This window comes from Thermosynechococcus sp. FA-CM-4201 (assembly GCF_054689355.1).
This window is the reverse complement of sequence record NZ_CP079920.1, coordinates 643,445-667,067: the sequence shown is the minus strand read 5'-3', so window position 1 is coordinate 667,067 and position 23,623 is coordinate 643,445. Positions and strand designations below refer to the sequence as shown.

Genomic DNA, 23,623 nt, shown 5'->3' with positions numbered 1-23,623 from the left:
ATTTTGAGAGAAGTCTATGGAAACCCTCTATCGTCTTGACCCCCGTTTAACAGCCACCCAGCATCTGCGCATTGATGGGGTGAGCAAAGCCTACCCTACGGCCAATGGCGACCATGTGGTACTTGAGGATATTCACCTTGAGGTGAGCAGCGGCGAATTTGTCTGTTTCATTGGCCATTCCGGCTGCGGCAAAACCACACTCTTGAATATGGTTGCGGGTTTTACAGCGCCAACACGAGGGGAAATTACTCTCAATGGCGTGCCCGTGCGCCGTCCGGGGCCGGATCGCATGATGGTGTTTCAAAACTATGCCCTGCTGCCTTGGTTGACCGCCTATCAGAATATTGAGCTAGCAGTGAAGTCTGTCTATCCCCAGAAAACTCGCCAACGCCGGCGCCAAATTGTCGAGGAGCACTTGGAACTGGTGGGGCTGACGGCGGCTGCCCACAAACGGCCTGCCCAACTCTCGGGAGGGATGAAACAACGGGTGGCGATCGCCCGCGCCCTCGCCATTCGCCCAGAGGTATTGATTTTGGATGAACCCTTTGGTGCCCTCGATGCCATCACTAAGGAGGAGTTACAGGATGAACTCTTAAAGATTTGGCGCACCCACCGGCTGACGGTACTGATGATTACCCACGACATTGATGAGGCACTCTATCTTGCGGATCGGGTGGTGATGATGACCAATGGCCCCGCTGCCCATATTGGCGAGATTCTAGACATTCCCTTTGCGCGCCCCCGCCGGCGATCGCAACTCCTCGAAAATCCGCAGTACTACGACCTGCGCAACCAAGTGGTTGACTTTTTGTACACCCGCTTTGGACACTAACCGATGACTACGCCACAGATTGGCTCACTGGCAGTTCAATCTAGTCGTTACCTCTGCTACTACCGCAATACCAGTGAGAGTGTTCAGCAAATCAGCCTCTCCAATCAGCCCACTTGGCAACGGGTGGTGTTTCCGGGGCAACAGCTTTTGTTCCATGGCGATGCCACAGCCAATCTTGTCATTACCTCGGAGCAGGGGGTAACGTGCTGTTCCTGTGAATCCCTACGGATCGAGGAAAAAGGCCGTGCTGTGCTTGAGCCAACAGAACCCGTGTCATCCCTGTGTCCTTACTGTGGGGTGGGCTGTGGCCTAGAGGCGGTGCCCCAAGGCAAGGGAACCTATAAAATTCGTGGCGATCGCCAACATCCCTCGTCCCAAGGCATGGTCTGTGTGAAGGGGGCAACGATTTTGGAAGCCCTTGATCGCGATCGCTTGGCCTATCCCCTTTGGCGGGAGCGACTGGATCAGCCCTTTACGGTGATTTCTTGGGACGAAGCCCTCACTCGTCTTGTGGAACGCATCCAATGGGTGCGCCGTGAGCAGGGCGCCGATGCCATTTGTATGTACGGTTCGGGGCAATTTCAAACCGAGGACTACTACGTAGCCCAGAAACTTATGAAGGGGTGCCTCGGCACAAACAACTTTGATGCCAATTCCCGCTTGTGTATGTCCTCGGCAGTCTCGGCCTATATGGCCAGCTTCGGTGCTGATGGCCCCCCCTGCTGCTACGACGATTTGGAGGCCACCGACTGTGCTTTTCTCATTGGTACAAATACTGCTGAGTGCCATCCCATTGTCTTTAACCGCCTGCGCAATCACCACAAGCGCGATCGCCGCGTCAAGCTCATTGTTGTCGATCCTCGGCGCACCCCGACAGCGGAAGTGGCGGATCTGCACCTTGCCATCCGTCCCGGCACGGATATTGATCTGCTCCACGGCATTGGCCATCTGCTCTTGCAATGGGGACACATGGATGCGGAGTTCATTGAGGAGTGTACTGAGGGCTTTGCCGATTATGTGAAGCTGCTGGCGGCCTACACCCCAGAATGGGTAGCAGAACGGTGTGGCATTGCTCAAAGCGATCTAGAACAGGCGGCTCGCTACTGGGGACATGCCCAAGCGGTGCTCTCCCTCTGGTCTATGGGGATCAACCAGTCCGCTGAAGGTACCGCCAAAGCCCGCTGTCTCATTAACCTACATCTGCTCACGGGGCAGATTGGTCGTCCGGGGAGTGGTCCTTTTTCGTTAACGGGGCAACCCAACGCGATGGGGGGGCGCGAAGCGGGGGGGTTAAGCCATCTGTTGCCGGGCTATCGCCAAGTCACGAATCCCCAGCACCGCCAAGAGGTGGAGGACTTTTGGGGATTGCCTCGCGGTCAAATCAGCGATCGCCCCGGTCGCACGGCATGGCAAATTGTTGAGGGCTTAGAACAGGGAGAAGTGGGTCTGCTGTGGATTGCGGCCACCAATCCTGCGGTCAGTTTTCCCCATTTAGAGCGTGCCAAGGCGGCCTTTCTCAAATCTCCCTTTACCGTCTATCAGGATGCCTACTTCCCCACTGAAACAGCCGCCTATGCCCATCTGATTTTGCCGGCGGCGCAATGGAGTGAGAAAACAGGTGTGATGACCAACTCTGAACGCCGCGTCACCCTTGCCCCCGCTTTTCGCTCGCCCCCCGGTCTGGCTCGCCCTGATTGGGAAATTTTTGCTGAGGTGGGGCGCCGCTTGGGATATGGGCATCTTTTCCCGTTTGCCGATGCCGCTGCCGTCTATGCTGAATTTGTCCAACTCACTGCCAGTCGCCCCTGCGATCAATCGGGTCTGAGCCACGAACGCCTTGCCCGTTTAGGCGCCTTGCAGTGGCCCTGTCCTGCCGGTATGAATGACGAAGAAGCCTGCAAACCCAAGCGCCTCTATACTGACTGGCGATTTCACACCCCCAATCAACGGGCATATTTTTGCCTTGCCCACAGTCAGGGCGTGGCGGAACCCACCGATCACATCTATAGTTTTACCCTGACAACAGGTCGTCTCTACGGCCACTGGCACACCCAAACCCGTACCGGTCGCATTGCCAAAATTCAAAAAATGCACCCCGATCCCTTTGTGGAAATGCACCCCGACGATGCCGCAAACTTACATCTCAAAGACGGGGATTGGGTGGAGGTGCGATCGCGCCGAGGTCAAGTGTGCCTGCCTGTCACCCTCACCAAGGCCATTCGGCCGGGGACGCTCTTTGTACCCATGCACTGGGGCTTTCTCTTTGCCGATAGTGGTGAGGCCAACCAACTCACCCATCCGATTGCCTGTCCAGTCTCAAAGCAGCCAGAACTCAAAGCCTGTGCAGTGCAAGTGTTGCCCCTGAAGTTGCGGCAGACGCCCTATACCCCCACCGTGCAGGAAAGCGGCATTGCCCTCAGGCAATAATAGAGTCAATTCCTTGGGGAGAGTTTTTGCGATCCATGTCCCACTTCTTTGAGTTTGAAGCTGAGTTCACGGCTTCTTTGCGCTGTATTCCCATGATTGTCCGCTACAAGCTGGATCTGTGTGGGGTGAAGCTGAAGCTGCTCCACTGGCATCAACTTTCCCAAGAACAGCGGCAATGGCTCGTTGTTACCCCCTGTAACACCCCGGAAGATCAGGCCAGCTATCGCCAGCAACTGCGGGATTGGGTGACCCACAACCATGGAACCCCACCGAGTGATTTAGAGATTCCCCAGCCCTACCCTTGGGACATTGTCACAGAACTACCAGAGACGGTGCAGCAACAACTGACCAAGGTACCCCACCACAGCCTGACGGTGGAAAAATGGGCAGCCCTGACCCCTCTACAACGCTTTGCCCTTGTGAAGCTCAGCCAGCCCGGCCACGAGAATCGCAATTTTTGGCCAGCATTGCAGGAATTTGGTCTGGCCTAGAGAACTAGGACAGTTGTAGCGGCATCTTTTTGCCAAGGTAGTACAGCGTTGTACCAACAAGGGTACCCACTAAGAAGCCTTGGGGCACACTGAGGGCGATCGCCCCCACCAAGAGCGTAATCATCCAATTTTCGGGCATGGCGGCTTGGTCTTTAATAAAGCTCATCAGTACCCACGCTTCAAATAAAAGAATCACCCCCAAAATCGAGAGAGGAAAAATTTCCAGCAGTTTATCGACACTAGAACCAAAAAAGAGACCCAAGACAAGATAGAGGCTGCCATAGATCACCACTGCGCCACCCGTACGGGCACCTAGGGCATAGTGTCCTGCCAAACCGCTACAGCCGTGGCAGAGGGGGACGCCACCAAAGAAGGGCACGATCAAGTTGGTGAGGCTATACGTGAGGCCAATTTGGCGAATCGAGAGGGGGCGATCGGGAAAGAGATCGTGGGCAGTTTGCTGGGTTGCAATCACTGCATTGGCGATCGACAGCGGCAACTGCGGCAGTGCCAATATCAAGAGTCCGGGAATCAAGGCCTGAGGCTCTAAAGGCTGCAGGTGGGGAAGCTGCCAAGCCACAGTTAAGTGCCATTCTGGATCAGCCAGCAGCCGGCTGATAGCGACGCCGACACCCAACAGCACCACCAATAGCCCTGCGGGTACCCCCCGTTCCTTCGGCAGTAGTAGCAAGATTAAAAAGCCAATGGCACCGAGGAGATAACCAAAGGTATCACCCGTGGGTAGATAGGTTTTGAGGGCAACGGCGGCCAAAGATAGTCCCAAGCCCAATTGACAGCCCCGCACCACCGGTTGGGGAATCCAGCGAGCCAGTCGGGTCAGGATCCCTGTGAGCGTCAACACCAGCATCATCGCTCCCACCATTAACCCCCCTGCCCAAAGGATGGAGCCGCTGAGTTTTTCCGTCATCACAATCACCGCCATGGCCTTGAGGGGTTGCATCGGCATGGGAAGGCCATAGAGTACCCCCGTGAGAATTTGTGCTACGCCAAACACAGTGAAGACACTAGCACTATCCAACTGGGCAGCCATGATCATCCCCACCAATAGGGGCAAATCCGTACCCAAATCGCCAAAACTGCCACTGAGTTCTTGCCAATTAAAGCGCAGTCGCTCCCGCAACACCTAGACCTGCTCCAGAATGGTTTGCAATTTCTGTAGGTGTTGAGCCACCCGACCACTGCGAAGCAACTCACTGCTGAGTGCGAGTCCGGAATGGAGACTCTCGGCTTTGCCCCCTTGCCACAGGTAAAATCCACTATTCCAGATCACAGAGGTGGTGAGGGGTTGCTCCTCAGCGGCTAAAACGGCAGCCATCATTTTTGTAGCGGTCGTTGTCTCCTCTGGCCAAGGCACATTACTGCTGGCCATACCATACTCTTGGGGATGGAGACGCAGGCGTTGCCAAGGCGGGTCTTGATCACGGGCGAGGCCGATAATCGCGGTGCGTTCGCGGGGCAAATCACAACTGCCTTCAAGACCTTTGACGGTAGTAAATTCCTGAACACCATGGAGATAGAGGGCATCCCGCATAATCCCTTCCGTCGGCGGATGGACAAACCCTGTTACGAGGTGACTGCGCCCTTGATAAGGATTCCAGATTAATTCCAATGTGGCAATGGGGGGACGTTTACCAATTTGCTCACGGTAGGGGACTAGCCCTTGGGCGGCGGCAAAATGACGCGGGAGATAGACAAAACCTAAACCCGTTTGCTCTAGGCAGTGGGTGATTTGTTCTAGGGTCAGGGTTGACCAGTCCACCCCTAAGCAACGCCATAGATCAATAAGGGGAACCCCTTCTTTGGTGGGCATGCGATCGCCCCCGTGTTGCAGTACTGGAATCCCAGCCGCCGCCAAAACCAATGCTGTTAGAGGACTCAGGGGAAACGTGCGATCGCGACCATCATAGGGCTGACTGAGGATCATCACTGGGCTACTGGTCTCAAGCGCTGGAATTTTCGGCCCCATCGCGTTGTAGGTATCGAGCATACCCGCCATCTCTTCCGGGGTGGGTCGCTTAATCCGATGGGCAATGAGAAAGGCGCCAATTTGGGCGGGGGTTGCCACCTGCTCCAACATCAGTTGCAACGCTAGGGCTGCCTCAGCACGGCTCAAATCTTTATGGGTGTGGGCACCACTGCCGACTTTTTTAAGAAGATCACGAAAGAGAGGACTCATGGGCAGCCTGCTGGCGGATCAACGTAAGCAACTGGGCAACGGGCGGTAAGCTCAGGCGATCGCGGGTGGTAATGGCCAATACTTGACGGGGGGGCGGTGGTGTCGCCAGATCACGGATCACTAGGGTGGGATCGTGGAGCGCCTCTTTCAGTGCCGAGCGGGGGAGCAAAGCCAGCATCTCACTTTCGCGAATAACGGCAATAAAGGCATCCGGGGTATTGAGTTCAAGAGCGGGTTGCCAAGGTAACCCCCGACGGCTAAATTCCTCAGCTACCAAGCGGCGCATACCATAGCCATCCTTAAACACCACATGGGGAAAGCGAGCTAGTTCTTGCCATGTCAAAGTCTCATTAACAGCGAGGGGATGTTCAGCCGCCATCAGCACTTGCACAGGTTCACTGTACAGCGGTTCAATCACCCATTCCGACTGTTTGAAGAGATGGCGATCGCCCATGACAATCGCTAGATCCACTAAGCCATCCTGCAACACTTTAAGGGCGCGATCGCTGCCGAGGGCAGTTACCCGCAACTGCATCTGGGGAAAAGCCTGACAAAACCTTGGCAACAGCGTGGGCAAAAAGTAGCGGCAGATGGAGTGAATCGCAGCAATGCAGAGTTCCTGCTGCTGGCCATTTTGCATGGCTTTGAGTTCAGCACTAGCGGCTTGCCATTCCTGACAGATGCGATGGGCACGGCGAAAAAACAAGTCCCCCGCCACAGTTAACTTGGCACGGTTCGAGCGGTGCAGCAGTTGAATTCCCAAACTTTCCTCTAAAGCTTGAATTTGCCGACTAATGGTGGGTTGCGTCACCCCACACCGCCGCGCTGCCGCTTGGAAACTCCCTGTCTCAGCAACAGCTAAAAAGGATTGCAACTGATCAAGTCGCATAATGCCTGCTGTGTTCTCCCTCTGCGTCTATGTCTATTGATGCAATTGTGGCTCTTGTGGCTCTCAATCTTATGCAACTTTCGCATGGTAAAGGGTGTTGATTGATACAGTTTCTTGAAAATGTCCTACAGCATACCTTCTTGGTTCCAGCATTAATCCCGATGATTGAAAATTGTTACCAAAGATACAGAAATCTCGTCTCTTTCCCTAGAGGCTTAAAAATGTTCTTTTTGCAAGTGGTGTGTACCAATAATGATTCCAGAGATCACTGTCAAGCTCCTAAAAGCCAAGCAGGAGAAGGGTCTCACTTTCGCTGAATTAGGTAAACTGATTGGTCAAAGTGAGGTATTCACAGCAGCACTTTTTTATCGTCAAGCAACGGCTACAGCCGACCAAGTCAAGCAATTATCAACCGCTCTAGAACTGCCAGAATCCGAATTGGCTGAACTAATGATTTATCCCGTTAAAGGTTTAGGTCCTACGGTGCCCACTGATCCCCTGATATACCGTTTTTACGAAATCATGCAAGTCTATGGTCTGCCCCTCAAGGACGTGATTCAAGAGAAATTTGGGGATGGAATCATGAGTGCGATTGATTTCACGCTAGATGTTGAAAAGATAGAGGATCCCGCTGGTGCAAGGGTTAAAGTGATCATGAACGGTAAGTTCTTGCCCTATAAAAAGTGGTAGCCATTACAGCTTTAATTTTAGAGCTAGTGCATATACCTGAATACTTTGTGAGGAAGCTTTTAGATTACGATATGCACAACTAGAACTGAGTCGGCGGTGTATGGCTAGCGCCACGCAAGCTACGATAGTGCACTGGAGCTTTGATTGGCAGCCAGAGCTATGTGTGGCTTAGAATGTTAAGTTTTGTTGCAGGATTCAACACTTCTGCTTTATTACCTACTTTGCTTAATTCTAGGGGAGCCTTTGATTAAGGGCTTAGGAACAACAGGAATAGGGGTACTCAATCGGATTTTGGGCTTTTTGATTTTAGCGATCGCGGTACAGCTCATTGCGGATGGCGTGATCACCTTCATCAAATAAGTGAATGACTGAGGGGGAGTCTGACGGTAAATGAGGTGCCGTGACCCACTTGACTCTTGACATCAATGCTGCCGCCATGGCTTTGGACAACTGCTTGGACAATAGACAGGCCTAACCCTGCTCCCCCATCCACATAATGACGCGACGGATCTGCTCGCCAAAAGCGCTCAAAAATTTTACTGAGGTGCTCAGGCGCAATACCAATACCCGTATCAGCGATAGTCACTTGAATATAGTGCATGAGACGCTTGGCGGTCACACTCACTTTGCCCCCCTCAGGCGTGTAGCGCAGTGCATTTTGTAGAAGGTTGGTGAAAGCCCGTATGAGAGCCGCTTCATCGCCCCGCAGCAGTAGTTGAGGATCGGTACTAAACTCTAGGCTAATTTGCTGTTGCTGTGCCTGTGGTTTATAGAGTTGAATTAATTGTGCCAAGGTCTCTGAGAGGTTGATCGTCCGCATAGCTATTGGCTGTTGACGATCAGTTCTTGCCAGAATCAACAAGTCGTCAATGAGGCGGGTCATTTGATCCGTGGCGCTGGCGATCGCCCCTAGGACTTCCCGATCCTCTGGTCGCATTCCCTCATCGTACTTGAGGGCAACTTCCGCATTACTGGAAATAGCCATCAGGGGACTGCGGAGTTCATGGGAGGCATCGGCCGTAAACTGTCGCAACCGTTCAAAACTTGCTTCAATAGGCTGCATGGCTTGGCGATTGAGCCACAGACTGCCCATAGCACTAAGAAGGATGCCTGTGATCACCCCGACAATGAGACCAGTATCGAATTGCCAAATCGTCTCATTAAATTCATCCAATTCTTGACTAATACGGATGTAGCCAATGATTTCGTTGGTTTCCTCGCGCAAAATTGGCAGTGTGACTAACTGCAAAGGGGGATCATGGGTGTGAATAGCTACCGTAACCTTTGGATTGAGTGGGATGTAGGGAAGTGCTTCGCCCTCTTGCTTGAGAAGTCGGCCGTGGGCATCAAACCACTCCAAGGTTTCTGCTTGCTTTTTTAGCTCATGGGGCAAACCGTGCTCCTCAATCTTGAGCTGACCATTCTCAATATCAGCATTAGCAGCAGCGCCTTGGGCAACGGCAACGAGACGATTGGTGAGTTGCTCCCTGAGATTGTGAACAAAGACCACGCGGACAGCGATCGCAAACCCCCCAAGGACGACTGCAAACACGAGGAGATTAAAGAACAGTAGGCGGCGGCGAATATGGCTAAACATTGGGCTAGACGTGGGGGGGCACAAAACGATAGCCAACACCATAAACCGTTTCAATCAGTTCTTGGGAGCAACCCGCTGCCTTCAGCTTATGCCGCAGATTGGTGATGTGGGTTTTGACAGTGCCTTCACCAGCCTCTTGATCGAATGTCCAGAGTTTATCTAGGAGGGCTGTGCGACTAAAGACCTGCCCCGGATGCCGCAGAAAATGCTCTAGAAGTAGATATTCCTTGGGGGTAAGAGAGAGCACCGTTTGATCGTACGTTACCATCTGACTCGCCGGATCCAATTGCAGTGCCCCGTAACACAGCACAGGGGGTTTCAGTTCACGACTGCGGCGTTGCAGTGCCCGAATCCGTGCCGCCAGCTCTTCCAACTTGAAGGGTTTGACAAGGTAATCATCAGCACCCGCATCTAGGCCAATGACTTTATCGGTGGTTGTATCCTTGGCGGTCAACATCAAAATCAGTGCCTGACAACCTACCGCCCGCAACCGTTGACAAAGGGTGATGCCATCTAGGCGGGGTAGCATTAAGTCGAGCAAAATGAGGTCATAGGCAGTTGCTTGGGCATAGTCCCAGCCACTCAGGCCATCCTCGGCAATATCAACAGTGTGGTGTTGATGTCGTAAATCCTTCGCCAACGGTGCTGCAATGCGGGGGTCATCTTCAACAATGAGAATTTTCATTGCCCTTGCCCTTGCCAAATTGACTAGGCTTAAATTGTATTGTGGCTAAAATCAACCCTCATTGACGAGTGACGCCCCTGCGCCTTTTTGTCTACGGCACCCTCAAACCCGGCTATCAACCCCATGACATCCTCTGTCGGCCTTGGCTAAGTGCCCATCAACCAGCGCTGGTGAGAGGCCGCCTTTATCACCTACCGATGGGGTATCCCGGTCTGACGGCTGAGGAAGGTTGGGTGCAGGGGGAGTTACTGATCTTTAATGATCCACCCCCCAGTGTATTGGCGCGGCTGGATGCCTTTGAAGGCTATAACCCCAACTTGGCTCCCGAAGTGAATGCCTACCATCGCCAAGAGGTGCCAGTGTATGACTTGAATCATCAACCCTTGGGCACAGCATGGGCTTACATTATGAGCACTGAGCGGGTGCGGGATGTCAACGGCGAATGGTTGCCAGAGGGGGTGTGGAATCGGCTAACGGATCTACGTGCCTAGGCTTTGGTTTTAGCGGTGGTTTTTGCGGGTTTGGCAGGCGTCACATGGAGTTCCTTGAGTTGTTGCGGTTCGACGCTGCTGGGAGCACCGGTGAGAAGGCAACGCGCCTGCTGGGTTTTCGGGAAGGCGATCGTATCGCGAATCGAATCTTCCCCGGCAAGGAGCATGACTAAGCGATCCAAGCCATAGGCAATACCGCCGTGGGGTGGCGTTCCAAATTCAAAGGCCTCTAAAAGGAAGCCAAATTTTTCTTGGGCAGCCGCTTCATCAAGGCCAATGGTTTCAAAAACTTGCCGCTGCAATTCCGGTTGATAAATGCGCAGACTGCCGCCGCCCACTTCGTAGCCGTTGAAGATCAGATCGTAGGCTTGGGCACGGGCAGTTTTGAGATCCTCAAGGTCGGCGGGATGGGGTGCTGTGAAGGGGTGGTGCAGCGCCTCAAGGCGTTTTTCCTCGGCATTCCACTCAAACATGGGGAAATCAACGACCCACAGGAGATGGGTTGCCGTCGGATCAATGAGGTCAAATTCACGGGCAATGGTCTGGCGCAGGCGATCAAGGGTTTTATTTACCGTTGCAGTGTCCCCTGCCCCAAAGAGGAGGAGATGCCCCGGCTCGGCACCCGTGCGCTCGAGGAGCGTGGCTTTCTGCTCTGGGGAGAGATTGTCCTTAATGGCACCAATGGTATCAATCTCGCCGTTGTCACGAACGCGGATATAGGCTAGTCCTTTGGCGCCGGCAGTGGTGGCTTCTTGGAAGAGATCGCCGCCGGGTTTAATGCGCACGTTGGAGATGCGATCGTTGCCATTGGGAATCGGCAAAATTTTCACCACGCCCCCTTGGGCGATCGCTCCACTAAAGACTTTGAAACCAGAGTCTTTCAGAATATCGGAGACATCCACCAGTTCAAGGCCGTAGCGGGTATCGGGCTTATCAGTGCCATAGCGATCCATGGCCTCTTGGTAACTCAGGCGGGGAAAAGGGCGCGGTAGATCCATGCCCTTCACAGTTTTGAAAATGTGGCAGATGAGCGCTTCGTTGAGATCAATAATTTCATCCTGATCCATGAAGCTCATTTCCATGTCCAGTTGCGTAAATTCTGGCTGGCGATCGGCTCGCAAATCCTCATCGCGAAAGCAGCGGGCAATCTGGTAATAGCGATCGCACCCCGCCACCATCAACAACTGCTTGAACAATTGCGGCGATTGAGGGAGGGCAAACCATTCTCCCGGATTCACGCGACTGGGCACTAAATAGTCGCGGGCACCCTCCGGAGTCGAGCGGGTGAGAATGGGAGTTTCCACCTCAATAAAGCCCGCCTCATCCTCTAGGAAGCGCCGCATGGCTTGGACAACGCGATGGCGTAACTGCAAATTCCGTGCCATCCGTTCCCGCCGTAGATCAAGATAGCGGTAGCGCAGCCGCACCTCTTCTCGCACTTGCTCATTCTCGGTGCTGGAGATGGCAAAGGGGAGTTGTTGGCGCACCGTATTGAGGACATCAATGTGATCGGCGTAGATCTCAATGTCCCCCGTAGCCAGTTTCGGGTTCACTGAATCCGCAGGCCGCTTGCTGACACGGCCAACAATTTTCACCACATACTCACTACGCAGGCGATCGGCTTGAGCATAGGAGTCAGGAGTGCGCTGGGGATCACTGACAATTTGGACAATGCCGGAGCGATCGCGCAAATCAATAAAGATCACGCCGCCATGATCTCGCCGCCGATCAACCCAACCGTAGAGGGTGACCGTTGTTCCGACATCCGTTAGCCGAACATCGCCACAGTAGTGTGTGCGCATAGACCCCAATGATTTGTGAGTATGTTGGTAAAGCCTTACTATTTTAGCGGCTCACCGCCCTACCGTTAGCAGGGCATCCCCAAGGAAGGACCGGTTTGCAGGAGGGCTGTACTTTAGAAACCGCAACAGAAGTTTACAGGACTTCATGTGGATTCCCTAACTTTAGTTGCAGCTTCAGCAGATTGCACCCCAATTTCCGAGTGGCAACGTATGGTAGTAGATAGGCAAAATCTAAAGAAAACCTTAAAAGGAGGGCAAGCATGACCCCCTCTCTCCTCCGGCAGTTCTGGCACTTTGTTGAGCAAGCACAGGTGGGACGATTGTTGAGTATGGATGATCACGCCCTACAGGGGTGGCTGGTGACGCAGTTTAGTGACGTTTATCCCCTAGAACACAACCAGCGCTATCATCTGGAACGCTACATTTCCTCGCGTCTTTCGTTAATCCGCGATGTGGCCAGCGACTGCACTCCCCGCAGCTTTGGCGATCGCCCCTAGGGAACCTCAAGTTAGGCCAATCCTTCAAAAGGTGAGAGGATAGTCTTGGGCAGTGTTGCCGTGCAGAATATCAGTACGTGCGAATGATCAACGGATATCAACGATTATGGCGATGGGGTGCGATCGCCCTTATCACTTTCTTTTTAGCCATTCTCTCTCCTTGGTCAACTGTAGCTCAGGTTCCTCTGCCGGGAATTAGTCAAACCACAGTTGCTCCCACCCCCCCCGGCGTCACCCGCATTGGCGAGCTGGAAATTGCCGATGTCCGCTTTGATGGCAATACACTCTTTACAATTGCTGCGCCAACGGTTCGCGATCGCAATAACCCCGGTAATGCAATTCCCGTTGAAGTCCGAGCGGATTTGATTCAATCGAACCTACGGCGGGTACTCCAAACTGCCCTTGATCATGGGCGGCGATCGCCGGCGAGAGTCGATATTGGGGTTGCTCGCCTCAATAATGTTTTAGTCATCAGTGCCCGCATTGGCCAAGCGGAACGCACCACTCGCCTCCTCACGGTGACAGAGGCCGATAGCGACTACCATCAACTGCCCCCTGAAACCCTTGCCCAGCAGTGGCGAGACATTTTGCAACAGCAGATGAACCGAGCGATTCAGGAACGCACCGACACAGCCCTGATGTCGCAAATTCAGGAAGCTGTCTTGATCTTTGTCAAGGTAAGTGCAGGTAGTTTCGTCATTTTAATTGTGCAGCGATTCTTGATCCGCCAACGCAAGCATCTGCAAGGGCAACTAGACACAGTGACCACTCAAACGACGGAACCGGAGTGGGTTTTGCCTCTTCTACCCCACCTGCGACATCACTTTTTTCTCAAGCAGCGCATCAAGCTAATTAGTCTCGTTCGTTATTTACTGTTGTGGGGACAAGTGGCTCTGTGGCTACTCGGCCTAGCAGCAATTCTGCGCCTCTTCCCCATGACCCGCTGGCTCAGTTCCCAAGTCTATGGCTTGCCGATTCTTTGGATGGTTGTGTGGTTTGGCACGGGGCTGCTCAACCAATTTGCTGACTTGGCCTTCGATCGCATTCGTGTCTTTTGGGAGCAAAATAATCTGCTCAAGTTTGCCGATACCCAGCGTAAAACCCTGCGGATTAGTACCACTGTGGAAGTGATGCGCGGCTTTAAGACCGTTGTCATTTATTTGATTCGACTAGTGGTTATTTTAGGTTCTTTAGGGGTACCTGTTTCCTCCATTCTCGCTGTGGGGGGCTTTTTAGCCTTGGCCATTTCCCTAGGGTCACAGAACTTGGTGAAGGACATTATCAATGGTCTGCTCATTGTCTGGGAGGATCAGTACGGCATTGGCGATGTGGTGGAAATTGAACCCTACTCAGGCCTAGTGGAAAATCTCAATTTGCGCATTACTCAGTTGCGCAATGCCGAGGGTCGGCTGATTACAATTCCCAATAGTACGATTACCAAGGTAGCCAATCTCACCCGCACTTGGTCGCGGGTTAATCTCGAACTGTGGGTGGATATTGAGACCAATCCCGATCGCCTGTTATCGTTGCTGAATGACTTGAGTACCCACTTTTACGAAGAACCGGAGTGGCAACTGAAGATGCTGGAGCGGCCAGAGGTTCTAGGGATTGATCAGATTACTGCCAGTGGCTTACTGGTGCGCATTTGGATTAAAACCCAACCGGGACAACAATGGGCTGTGGGGCGGGAGTTTCGGCGGCGGGTGCTCAACTTGATGGCCGCAGAGGGGATTGCCGTGGGTCGGCTGCATCAACAGCTTCATTTGGCGCGCGATCGCAACGGCAAAAACGGCAACGATGAAAATACCTATCCTTCTCCCTTGGAATCTTGATGGCAGGTCAGCGCATTTTGGTCATTGGCGGTGGTGCCGCTGGATTTTTTGGGGCGATCGCCTGTGCGACGGCTAATCCCCGCGATCGCGTCACGATTTTAGAAGCTGGAGCAACGGTGCTGAGCAAAGTCCGCATCTCTGGCGGTGGTCGCTGCAATGTCACCCACCATTGTTTTGATCCAGCCCTATTGGTGCAGCACTATCCCCGTGGCGGCAAGGCCTTGCGTGGTGCTTTTAGTCGCTTTCAACCCCAAGACACGATCGCTTGGTTTGAGGCGCGGGGGGTGAAATTGAAAACCGAGGCCGATGGGCGAGTCTTTCCTGTCAGTGATGATTCAGAAACCATTATTAACTGTCTAGTGCAGGAAGCAACGGCCTTGGGCATTCGCATCCGTACGCGGGCGGCGGTAAAGGAGATGGTGAAAGTGGGCAGTGAGTTTCAAGTCACGGTTGCTCAGCAGCCTCAACCCCTTGTGGGCGATCGCGTGCTTCTGGCCACCGGCAGCAGTGCCCAAGGCTATCGCTTGGCGGCACAATTGGGACACACGATTATTCCCCCCGTCCCTTCTCTGTTTACCTTTCAAATTGATGACCCGCTCTTGCAGGAGCGCTCAGGCCTCAGTGTCCAACCCGTGGAAGCGACCCTCAAACTACCCCAGCAGCCGCCCTTGACTCAAACTGGCGCTATTCTCGTCACCCATTGGGGCTTGAGTGGCCCGGTGGTCTTGAAACTCTCGGCATGGGGGGCACGTGCCTTAGCAGCGCAGAACTATCGCGGCACCTTGGTTATCAACTGGCTGCCCCATCTATCGCTGCCGCAGATTCAAGGGGAGTTGGCAGCCTGTCGTAGCCATACCCCGAAGCGGGCGATCGCGAACCACTGTCCCTTTCCGCTGCCGCGTCGCCTCTGGAGCTACTGGACAACCCGCGTGGGGATTCCGGCTGAGCAAACTTGGGCACATCTCAGTAAAAAACACCTGCTAGCTCTGGCGGAGGCCTTACACCGAGGTACCTTCGCGATCGCTGGCAAGGGCGCCTTTAAGGAGGAGTTCGTCACCTGTGGCGGTGTGGCTCTCAAGGAAGTGGACTTCAAGACCATGGCCAGCCGCTGCTGTGAGGGGCTATTCTTCGCAGGGGAAATTCTTGATATTGATGGGGTGACGGGGGGCTTTAACCTGCAAAGTGCGTGGACAACGGGCTGGATTGCCGGTCAGGGATTGGCAGAGGGTTCGACGGGCACCGTTTCGGCAGGCGCTTCCACGGCCACACTGTCTTGAGCCGCGCCTTGGAGGGCAAGGGGTTCGGTGTCTTTTTGCTTGAGGGTAAGGGGTAGCCGCAGGGGTTGCAGTTCCCGTTGTAGGGCGGGTGCCAAGGGCAACGATTGATCCAAATCCTCAAGGGGACGGGGCACCAACATCACGGCATGGAGTTCACCAATGCGATCGGCTTCCGCCATCCCAGCCTCAAGGGCGATCGCGGTATTGGAGGCCGTGCCGCGAATAATGGCCGTACACAAACCGGCGCCAATGGTTTCGTAGGCCGTCAGGATCACATCTGCCGCTTTGAGCATGGCATCCGCTGCCCCCACCATGGCTGGAAATCCTCGGGTTTCCAATAGGCCAACCGCGTGGCTACTGAGGCGATGGCCACGACTTTTAGAGGCAATCTGGGCGAGGAGACTGCCAATGGGAAGAATTTTCTCGAGGTTGGGGTCAGGCCGGGGAATGACTAAGGTACTGAGTTCTTGACCAAACTGCTGCGCCCGCTCAGCGCCCTCTTCCACAGCCAGACGCACATCGGCAATTCGCCCGCGCACGATCGCGGTACAGTGGCCACTGCCAATTTTTTCATAGCCCACTAGGAGGACATCGGAGGATTTGAGCATATGATCGGCAATGCCCACGATCGCCGGAAAGCTCTGGGCTGACACCAGTCCCAAGGCTAAGTCCGTAAAGTCATCCCGTCGCTCCATTAGCGGAATTCGTCAATCCTTTCCATTGGGTGCATTTCTATCTTAACGGTTGGGTTGCGGAGGGCGCGGATCCCCCAAAAAACCAAATGATCGTCTTCACGCCAGCGGTGTGGCTCCAAAAACGTTCCCAATAGCTGACTGATAAAGGGGCGATCGCCCCCGGTCACAATCACCGTACCTTGGGGAAACGCTTGAAAAAAGGCACCCAGATAGGCGTGTAACATGGCGGCAGTGCCGTGGTAGAGACCGCTTTCAATGGCTGTGGTGGTGGTGGTGCCCCAACGGGGGGGTGGCTCTGGGGGAGGTGTCACATAGGGTAACGCTGTCGTATAGTCCGCTAGTGCTCGCGCCATTAATCCAACACCGGGGAGAATCACACCGCCCGCAAATTCACCGCGATCGTTGGCTAGGGTCAGGGTTAATGCAGTGCCCGCATCCACGACACACACTGGCGCCCCATAGACCTGAAGCGCTCCCCAGAGGGCAAGGGCACGGTCAATCCCTAGGGTGGGGTACATCCGAGGAATGGGAATATCCTCGAGGGTGAGGGCGATCGCCGTCGGGTAGACTTGGTGCAAGGGCACAGAACCAACACTCGCACCCCAGCAGGGGAGGTTGGGATAGTCTTGGGCAGGATGAAAGGCCAATTCCTCAGGGGTGAGGTGCCAAGTGCGGCTGAGGTGTTCACCCGTAAAGAGGGCCCAGTGCTGCCGACTATTGCCAATCATCAGGGCGAACCATTGATTACTCTGTGGGGGCACCATCCTCTTCTGCTGGATCGATGAGATAGAGATGAATATGTTTATACCCCCGCTTAATTTTGAAGGTATCCCCCGGCTTTAGGTTCATCGCTTTGGTATAGGCAGAACCAATGACAATCTGACCATTTTGGTGCACTTTCACCCGATAGGAGGGCGATCGCCCCCGTCCTGATTGACCATTGACTTCTTTTTCCGATGACTGGACTTCTAGTCCACCGGCAGCAAGTACCGCTTCGTAAAATTTCCCTAAGTTGACACGCACCTCACCGGATTTTGTGACGCGATAGTAACCACAGAGCTTTGCGGCTTCTTTACGGGATGCAGAATCCAGTTCACTTAATCGCTGCAAGAGTGCTTTACCAGTTAGGGGCTTTGGTTTTTCCATTCGCTCTATATTTCCTCTATCAGAACGCTATTCAAATGAATAAAGCAACTAAATTGTTCTTTAATCAACAGGTACCCACACGAGAGAGAAAAAGGTTGTCTGCGAGCATGATCTAACTAGAAATCATTAGATTTAATCAAGTTACCACTTTATTTGAAACAGGAAGTATTCTTTTTAACAATATGTTAGTTTGAAGCAATCAATATAATCATATAGTGATACCGAATCTATTTAACAAGAAAAGTAATTTCGTGTTACTTTGTTAAGTTTTATTTATCACTTATTGATTTTTGAGTCAAACTTATCTACAGCACGGTGCCTCTCTAAAAGCGCCGAATACGTGTAGGCCTTCAGTCTGTCAGAGCAGCCCTAGGATAGAAAAAAGGCTGTATAGTGGCTGTACCCTAGCGGATGAGTGACGAATGACCCCTTGGCAAACGTTGCGGCGCAATCCCTTAGTGATGGTCAGTTTGGGGGTGTTGCTGACGTTGTACCTGCTGGCGATCGCCGCAGATTTTATTGCCCCCTATAGTCCCTATGCCTTTCAAATGGATGGTGCCCTGCTCCCCCCCACCCGCATTTACTGGCGCACCCCCAATGGTCAGTGGCTCGGTCCCCATGTCTATCCCACCCGCTTAGGTCCTGTGAGCTTAGAAACGGGGGAACGACCTCTGATCGTGGATTGGCAGGAACCTTCACCCATTCGCCTTTTTGTCAAGGGCAGCCCCTATCGCTTCTTGGCAATTACCCTGCCCCTACCGACCCGCTGGAGTCTCACCAATCCGCAAATTGAACCGCGTACGATCTTTGCAGGGTTCCCCAGCGATCGCCATCTCTTTGGCACGGTGGGCAAGGGCTATCTGAATCTGTTGGGCACGGATGACCAAGGACGCGATCAGTTGAGTCGGCTGCTCTTTGGTGCCCGCATTAGCCTCAGTATTGGCCTTGTGGGGGTGGCGATCGCCTTCCCAATTGGCATTCTGGTGGGGGCGATTTCTGGCTACTTTGGCGGCTGGCTCGATGCAGTGTTGATGCGGGGTGTTGAGGTGCTGATGACGCTGCCGACTATCTATCTGCTGGTGGCCTTGGCGGCAGTACTCCCTGTGGGACTCAGTAGTGGTGAGCGATTTTTGCTAATTACCGTGATCACCTCGTTTGTCAGTTGGGCAGGGCTAGCACGGGTGATTCGCGGTCAGGTGCTGGGGATTAAAGAAATGGCCTTTGTCCAAGCGGCGCAGGTGATGGGGGGGCGATCGCTCTATATTATTGTGCGGCACATCATTCCCCAGACAGCGACCTACGTGATTATTGCGGCAACGCTCTCGATTCCCAGCTTTATTGTGGCGGAATCGGTACTCAGTCTCATTGGTCTAGGCATTCAGCAGCCGGATCCCTCTTGGGGCAATATGCTCTCTTTGGCAACCAATGCCTCAATCTTAGTCTTGCAGCCGTGGTTAGTTTGGGCACCCGCCACACTGATTGTACTGACGGTGCTGTGTTTCAACATTGTTGGCGATGGCCTGCGGGATGCCCTTGATCCCAAGCGGATACAAAAATAGCCAAGACCCTTGGGATACACTAGGGGGAGATTTTAAGAATTAGGCTATGAGTGGCGATCGCCAGCGCTATCAAATTCTAGTTATTGATGATGATCCCACCACCCGACTCTTGCTGCGCAAAAGGCTCAAGGATCTAGGCTATCAGGTATCTGTGGCAAGTCATGGCCGCGAGGGGATCGCGATCGCCACCGCTGAGAAACCGGCGTTAATCATCTGTGACTGGATGATGCCCGAACTGGATGGCCTAGAGGTGTGCCGTCAAATCAAGCAGGATCAGGAACTCTCCCGCAGTTTTTTTGTGCTGCTCACCGCCAAGGGGGAACTGGAGGATCGCATTCAGGGCTTGGATGCTGGGGCGGATGAATTCTTATCAAAGCCCATTGACCCCAATGAACTGCGGGCACGGATTCAAGCGGGTCTGCGCCTTTATCAACTTAACCAAGATCTGCTCAAGCAAAAACAACTCCTTGAGGCGGAACTGCACGAGGCTGCGGATTATGTGCGATCGCTCTTGCCGGCTCCCCAAGAAGCGCCCTGCAAAATTAACTACTGCTTCTTACCGTCGAGTCAGTTGGGCGGTGATTGCTTTGACTTTTTTTGGGTGGGCGATCGCTATTTAGTGCTCTACATTCTCGATGTTTCAGGCCATGGCTTGGGGGCGGCTCTGCCTTCGGTCTCGGTCTTGAACCTGCTGCGGAGCACAACGCGGGAGCAAACCAGCGGCACATTTGACTACCTGCACCCTGCCCAAGTTCTGGAAGCCCTCAACAATGGCTTTCAAATGACGGATCAGCACGAGAAGTATTTCACGATTTGGTACGGCGTGTACGATCGCCAAATGCGGCAGTTGACCTATGCCAGTGGTGGACACCCGCCGGCACTGCTCCTCATTCCTGAGGCTGATGAGTGGCGAGCGACGCTTCTCAAGACACCGGGCATTCCCATTGGTATGTTTGCTGACATGGCTTTTAGCCAAGCCACGATTGAAGTCCCCCCTTCGGCAGTTCTCTACCTCTTTAGTGACGGCATCTATGAGTTTGAAACAACCGCCAATCGGGTTTGGGGTCTCGAAGCCTTTAGGGAGTTGCTCATTGCTGCCCACACCCAAGACCCTGTGCCGGCGTTGCCGCAGTTGATTGCCCAAGTGCAGAGCCATGCAGCCCCCGATGCCTTTGGCAGTGATGATGTTTCATTAGTGCAAGTGGCCTTTCCATCGGCCTAACTTTGCATCTGAGATTGCATAATGTGGCCTTTTCTGTGCAATATCCTAAGCAGTGGGAGAGTGAAAATGAGCTATGGGCGGATGGGAGTTTTTGCTGCAAAAGGAGGGCGATCGCGCTTGGTTGCCCCTAGAGCCACCCTCGGCGGAAGTTTTGGAGGGCAGTTACCGCTTGATGGCGCGCTGTCCGGTTGCCGAAACCTCGGTGGAAGTGCAAATTACCCATCTTTACGATGATCAAGGGGTGCCGAAGCAACGCTATCAACGCCGCACCCACCGCAGCAGTTCCACAGGACTTATGGGCATTCTGCCCTTTACGTATTTGCAGCCGGGGCGTTGGGAATTTCAATGCCGTGTTGCCCAAGAGGGGGTGCTGGATTCAGAGGTGTTTGCGATCGCCCTTGATGTCCTTGCCCAAAGCGAAGAGTGGGATTTGCCGGCACCAGCAACCTTTCCTGCGGTTCCAGAGCAGCCAGTGAAAGCTACCGAACCCCCTAAGCCGCAAGCACCCGCCCCGGCTGAGCTGCCCACGACGCTGATTGAGCTGCCCCAAAGTGCCTATACAATCTTTGCCGATGAGACGTTGGTTTTAGAGGGCACGGTTGCTGTTCCGGGTACGGTGGTGATTCGTTTGCGTAACCCCGTCACCCGCGATGTGGTGCAGGAGCACTCAGTGCCAGCGATCGCCCGCGAGGGGCAATGGGGGTTTCACTGTACACTCACCCCCTTGGCCGATTATCCAGTCATGGTGGGGGAAGCCCGCCTCCTGCCCAACGAACCCCTAGAGCACAGCGATCTTCGCCAAGTCCAAGCCTTTATGGTTACGGTGTTACCGGCACCGGAGATGCCTGCCGTCTCTGCGCCCCCCCAACCCACCCCACCGAAGAGCGAAACCCCCACTGGCCCGCAGTTGCCCATCTTAGGGGATAGCACCCTCGAACCTGTACCAGTGAGCGGCTTTTCCCTACCGCCCCAACTGAAGCCCGTAAAAGCCCCTGTTGTTGTCGATTTGCCCAGCTTTTGCCAGCCCCTATCTGCCGTTACTGTACCGCCGCCTCGGGATTTGCCCATCGATCGCCAAGAGCGCTTTTGGTCGCGATTGCAACAGTTAGCGGAATTAGCGCCCCCCGTTGAACCCACACCGCCAGTATCCACGAATCCTGAGAGTTGCTATCTATTGACCCCCCCCCAGCTCCTGCTGTCACCGGAGCCACTGGTATCGCCGCTGCACCTCAAGGTAAATTTGCCGGCAACCCAACGGGGCTGCTCTGTCAAAGTGTGGATCACCAATGGCGAAACAGGAGAGTTGATTGCTGGCCCCCGCTGGCTCGTGGAGTTTGATTTTTATCGCTATGGGGACTACTGGCAAACCGTGCTTCACATTGACGTGCCTGCGAGTGTGCGTTCCATTGCCCTGATGGCGATCGCCATTGACCCCAAAACAGGCGCGGAAAGTCCGACGGTCACCCTGCGGCGGCAGCTCCAAGTGGCTTAGCTTTCGGGTTCCGGTTGTGTCTCTGCCCGCTCAAAGGCTGGACAATAGCCCTCCGGTGCCACTTTGAAGTTGTAGAGCGCAGAGGCTTCGTTCCAGCAGCGCTGACCCCGATAAAACTGGCAATTAAAACAGCTTTCCTGATCGGGGGCGATCGCAGCCGATGTTCCACCCAGCACTTCCTTGGGGGTCATGCCGCGAATCAGCAATTGCTCCCCCTGCCATGAGGCAAGGACAAAGCCCGTATCTGCTAGCCGTCGCCAGCGCGGATCCGTGGTAATAGACGCGGGTAGGCGAATCATCGCTTCATCGTTCCACTCACTCACCTCCCCTTCATAGGCCAGTTGCACCAATGAACTCGGCGTCGAAAGCGTCAGTTGGCCAATGGGAAATTGAATCGTTGAGCCACTGGTGGGGGTGTGCAGATGGTAGCGATTGCTCAATTCATTCAGGCTGGCTAAATCGGCAAGGTAGTTGGGGTCGCCGTGGATCAGCACCACATGCTGCGGGCGAATATTGTGAATGAGTTGCGTCGTTGCAGGGCCATCGGCATGGAGAGACAGTAAAAACGTATCCACCTCTACATTGGGTAATCTGGCTAAGGCAGGATTGCCGCCCCGAAAGGGCTGACCATAGCGCAGACGCGGGTAGAGCACCAGCCAAGGCCGTCTCCCTTGGGCCACGTAGGGACGCAGGTCTTGATCCTCCTCCACAAGGACAATGGTGGGGGCTTCGCCTCGAATTTGCGCCAAATCACTCAAGGGCTGCACTTGGGGTTTGACCCGCTGATCCCAAAAGAGGGACTGGTGTTGGGCAAAATTTTGAATGGCCGTGGGTAAATGGGGTAAAACCGTGAGGTAGGCATCACAGCCGCGAGCGATCGCTGGCGTGACCCAAATTTGAATCGGCTGTCCTGTAAAAAGATGATGACTGCGCAGCAGGATGAGAATTTCTTGAGCCGTACCGAGGGGCGGCAGCGGCAGTAGCACATTGTAGCCTTGATCAACCGCTGTGCGGATGCGTTCTGCCAGTTGGTTTTCCTGTTGACGGCGGTGGGGATGACGCGCTGTGCCCAAGCTGGCCTCAATGATCAGCACATCCGGCTGCAATCCCCGTAGATCTGCAAGGGGCAGTCCTTCCGTAAAGCGAGTATGGGACAGGAAAAAATCCCCAGTATAGACCACGCTCAGGGGCGGTTGCTCTGTGTTTGGGTCTTGGTATGTGAGGGCAAAAACCGCAGCCCCCGGTAAATGTCCCGCAGGAAAGAGTTCGGCGGTCAGGCCATCCCCAAACTCAACGGGCGATCGCCAAGGCAAGGCGCGACAGAAGGGGGGAACCGTTTCATCCGGCCAATTGAGGGGCAAAAGCTGGGTCGTGACCTCACTGGCATAGATGGGGATATGGGGAAAACGGCGATGGAGTGCCAATAGACTCTGGGCATGATCCGCGTGGGCATGGCTACAGAGCACCAAGTCAAAGGGATGCTGTTCAATTTCATCAAGGGGCAAAACATCAAGGGACGGCACACCACAGTCCAGCAAAATCCGATAGGTGCCAATTCCTAAGCCAATGCACACCCCCTCATCTGCGTGACCCACCCCATAGTTGAGGCACTCGATCATGAATGACGAACAGTCACCCTCCTTAGTTATCTTTAGTGAGCAGAACCGTTGCCGTGGTAGTTATCGGTATCGTAGAAGCCATTGCGGGTGCCAAAGACCAAACACAGCAAAATAAACACCGGCGTAATGGCTAGTAGAATGGGTTTCACGTTAATGGCCACGTCCATGGCTGCGCTCCTCGCT

At 54.1% G+C, this 23,623-nt stretch carries 23 protein-coding genes; 12 read left to right on the top strand and 11 right to left on the bottom strand.

Translation table 11 applies throughout. The annotated features are described in order from the left end of the window. Positions 1-16 precede the first annotated feature (16 nt). From KV190_RS03285 to KV190_RS03275, 3 genes are read left to right on the top strand one after another with little or no spacing between them, the layout of a single operon-like run. Positions 17-832, top strand: coding sequence for an ABC transporter ATP-binding protein (locus KV190_RS03285; RefSeq protein WP_460194583.1), 816 nt, complete (start codon positions 17-19; stop codon positions 830-832). A gap of 3 nt (positions 833-835) precedes the next feature. Then, positions 836-3,259, top strand: a complete 2,424-nt coding sequence (locus tag KV190_RS03280; protein WP_460194582.1) for a molybdopterin-dependent oxidoreductase — start codon at positions 836-838, stop codon at positions 3,257-3,259. A 35-nt stretch (positions 3,260-3,294) separates the two neighbouring features. Then, positions 3,295-3,750 carry a nitrate reductase associated protein gene (locus KV190_RS03275; protein WP_460194581.1) on the top strand — a complete coding sequence of 152 codons (456 nt, stop codon included), beginning with the start codon at positions 3,295-3,297 and terminating at the stop codon, positions 3,748-3,750. Positions 3,751-3,754: 4 nt separating this feature from the next. Here KV190_RS03275 and KV190_RS03270 read toward each other — a convergent pair whose 3' ends face one another. From KV190_RS03270 to KV190_RS03260, 3 genes are read right to left on the bottom strand one after another with little or no spacing between them, the layout of a single operon-like run. Next, positions 3,755-4,894, bottom strand: coding sequence for a putative sulfate/molybdate transporter (locus KV190_RS03270; RefSeq protein WP_460194580.1), 1,140 nt, complete (start codon positions 4,892-4,894; stop codon positions 3,755-3,757). Then, the gene (locus KV190_RS03265) at positions 4,895-5,947 is read right to left on the bottom strand and encodes an anthranilate phosphoribosyltransferase family protein (RefSeq protein WP_460194579.1); all 1,053 of its coding nucleotides are present in this window, start codon (positions 5,945-5,947) and stop codon (positions 4,895-4,897) included. It lies immediately after the preceding gene. Further along, positions 5,928-6,836: a LysR family transcriptional regulator gene (locus KV190_RS03260; RefSeq protein ID WP_460194578.1), complete on the bottom strand. Its 909-nt coding sequence runs from the start codon at positions 6,834-6,836 to the stop codon at positions 5,928-5,930. The genes KV190_RS03265 and KV190_RS03260 overlap by 20 nt, the downstream gene beginning before the upstream one ends. 252 nt (positions 6,837-7,088) lie before the next feature. Here KV190_RS03260 and cynS point away from each other — a divergent pair, with 252 nt between their 5' ends. Together cynS and KV190_RS03250 are read left to right on the top strand one after the other, a co-directional pair. Beyond that, on the top strand, positions 7,089-7,526 hold the full coding sequence (gene cynS, locus KV190_RS03255) for a cyanase (protein ID WP_460194577.1): 438 nt from the start codon (positions 7,089-7,091) through the stop codon (positions 7,524-7,526). Positions 7,527-7,769: 243 nt separating this feature from the next. Further along, entirely contained in the window at positions 7,770-7,886 is a 117-nt protein-coding gene (locus KV190_RS03250; RefSeq protein ID WP_460194576.1) for a MarC family protein, read from the top strand. Here the strand turns inward: KV190_RS03250 and KV190_RS03245 are convergent. Then, positions 7,879-9,123 carry a sensor histidine kinase gene (locus KV190_RS03245; RefSeq protein WP_460194575.1) on the bottom strand — a complete coding sequence of 415 codons (1,245 nt, stop codon included), beginning with the start codon at positions 9,121-9,123 and terminating at the stop codon, positions 7,879-7,881. The genes KV190_RS03250 and KV190_RS03245 overlap by 8 nt on opposite strands. 4 nt (positions 9,124-9,127) lie before the next feature. Beyond that, positions 9,128-9,808, bottom strand: coding sequence for a response regulator transcription factor (locus KV190_RS03240; protein ID WP_460194574.1), 681 nt, complete (start codon positions 9,806-9,808; stop codon positions 9,128-9,130). A gap of 68 nt (positions 9,809-9,876) precedes the next feature. On the opposite strand from KV190_RS03240, the gene KV190_RS03235 reads away from it, so the two are divergent. Beyond that, complete coding sequence (locus KV190_RS03235; protein WP_460194573.1) at positions 9,877-10,299, top strand: gamma-glutamylcyclotransferase family protein; 423 nt, start codon at positions 9,877-9,879, stop codon at positions 10,297-10,299. Here the strand turns inward: KV190_RS03235 and aspS are convergent. Continuing rightward, positions 10,296-12,101, bottom strand: coding sequence for an aspartate--tRNA ligase (aspS, locus tag KV190_RS03230; RefSeq protein WP_460194572.1), 1,806 nt, complete (start codon positions 12,099-12,101; stop codon positions 10,296-10,298). The two genes, KV190_RS03235 and aspS, sit on opposite strands and share 4 nt — an antisense overlap. Before the next feature lie 260 nt (positions 12,102-12,361). Between aspS and KV190_RS03225 the strand changes: the two genes are divergently transcribed. The 3 genes from KV190_RS03225 (at position 12,362) to KV190_RS03215 (ending at position 15,707) form a co-directional block, all read left to right on the top strand. Beyond that, complete coding sequence (locus KV190_RS03225; protein WP_460194571.1) at positions 12,362-12,598, top strand: hypothetical protein; 237 nt, start codon at positions 12,362-12,364, stop codon at positions 12,596-12,598. A gap of 83 nt (positions 12,599-12,681) precedes the next feature. Then, complete coding sequence (locus KV190_RS03220) at positions 12,682-14,430, top strand: mechanosensitive ion channel family protein (RefSeq protein WP_460194570.1); 1,749 nt, start codon at positions 12,682-12,684, stop codon at positions 14,428-14,430. Then, positions 14,430-15,707, top strand: coding sequence for a BaiN/RdsA family NAD(P)/FAD-dependent oxidoreductase (locus tag KV190_RS03215; RefSeq protein WP_460194569.1), 1,278 nt, complete (start codon positions 14,430-14,432; stop codon positions 15,705-15,707). Before KV190_RS03220 ends, KV190_RS03215 begins: the two co-directional genes overlap by 1 nt. Here KV190_RS03215 and KV190_RS03210 read toward each other — a convergent pair. From KV190_RS03210 to KV190_RS03200, 3 genes are read right to left on the bottom strand one after another with little or no spacing between them, the layout of a single operon-like run. Continuing rightward, positions 15,641-16,402 (bottom strand): carbon dioxide-concentrating mechanism protein, encoded by a 762-nt coding sequence (locus KV190_RS03210; RefSeq protein ID WP_460194568.1) that lies wholly within the window; start codon positions 16,400-16,402, stop codon positions 15,641-15,643. The genes KV190_RS03215 and KV190_RS03210 overlap by 67 nt on opposite strands. Further along, positions 16,402-17,166 (bottom strand): pantothenate kinase, encoded by a 765-nt coding sequence (locus KV190_RS03205; protein ID WP_460194567.1) that lies wholly within the window; start codon positions 17,164-17,166, stop codon positions 16,402-16,404. Before KV190_RS03205 ends, KV190_RS03210 begins: the two co-directional genes overlap by 1 nt. Then, positions 17,147-17,548: an AbrB family transcriptional regulator gene (locus tag KV190_RS03200; protein ID WP_460194566.1), complete on the bottom strand. Its 402-nt coding sequence runs from the start codon at positions 17,546-17,548 to the stop codon at positions 17,147-17,149. Before KV190_RS03200 ends, KV190_RS03205 begins: the two co-directional genes overlap by 20 nt. Positions 17,549-17,970: 422 nt before the next feature. On the opposite strand from KV190_RS03200, the gene KV190_RS03195 reads away from it, so the two are divergent. From KV190_RS03195 to KV190_RS03185, 3 genes are all read left to right on the top strand, one after another. Beyond that, a complete protein-coding gene (locus KV190_RS03195) occupies positions 17,971-19,107 on the top strand; it encodes an ABC transporter permease (protein ID WP_460194565.1) in 1,137 nt (378 codons plus the stop codon). A 46-nt stretch (positions 19,108-19,153) separates the two neighbouring features. Then, positions 19,154-20,329, top strand: coding sequence for a PP2C family protein-serine/threonine phosphatase (locus KV190_RS03190; RefSeq protein WP_460194564.1), 1,176 nt, complete (start codon positions 19,154-19,156; stop codon positions 20,327-20,329). Between the two features lie 73 nt (positions 20,330-20,402). Then, positions 20,403-21,821, top strand: coding sequence for a hypothetical protein (locus KV190_RS03185; protein WP_460194563.1), 1,419 nt, complete (start codon positions 20,403-20,405; stop codon positions 21,819-21,821). Here the strand turns inward: KV190_RS03185 and KV190_RS03180 are convergent. Together KV190_RS03180 and KV190_RS03175 are read right to left on the bottom strand one after the other, a co-directional pair. Further along, the gene (locus tag KV190_RS03180; protein WP_460194562.1) at positions 21,818-23,440 is read right to left on the bottom strand and encodes an MBL fold metallo-hydrolase; all 1,623 of its coding nucleotides are present in this window, start codon (positions 23,438-23,440) and stop codon (positions 21,818-21,820) included. The two genes, KV190_RS03185 and KV190_RS03180, sit on opposite strands and share 4 nt — an antisense overlap. Positions 23,441-23,472: 32 nt before the next feature. Next, positions 23,473-23,607 carry a hypothetical protein gene (locus KV190_RS03175; RefSeq protein ID WP_256468078.1) on the bottom strand — a complete coding sequence of 45 codons (135 nt, stop codon included), beginning with the start codon at positions 23,605-23,607 and terminating at the stop codon, positions 23,473-23,475. Positions 23,608-23,623 lie beyond the last annotated feature (16 nt).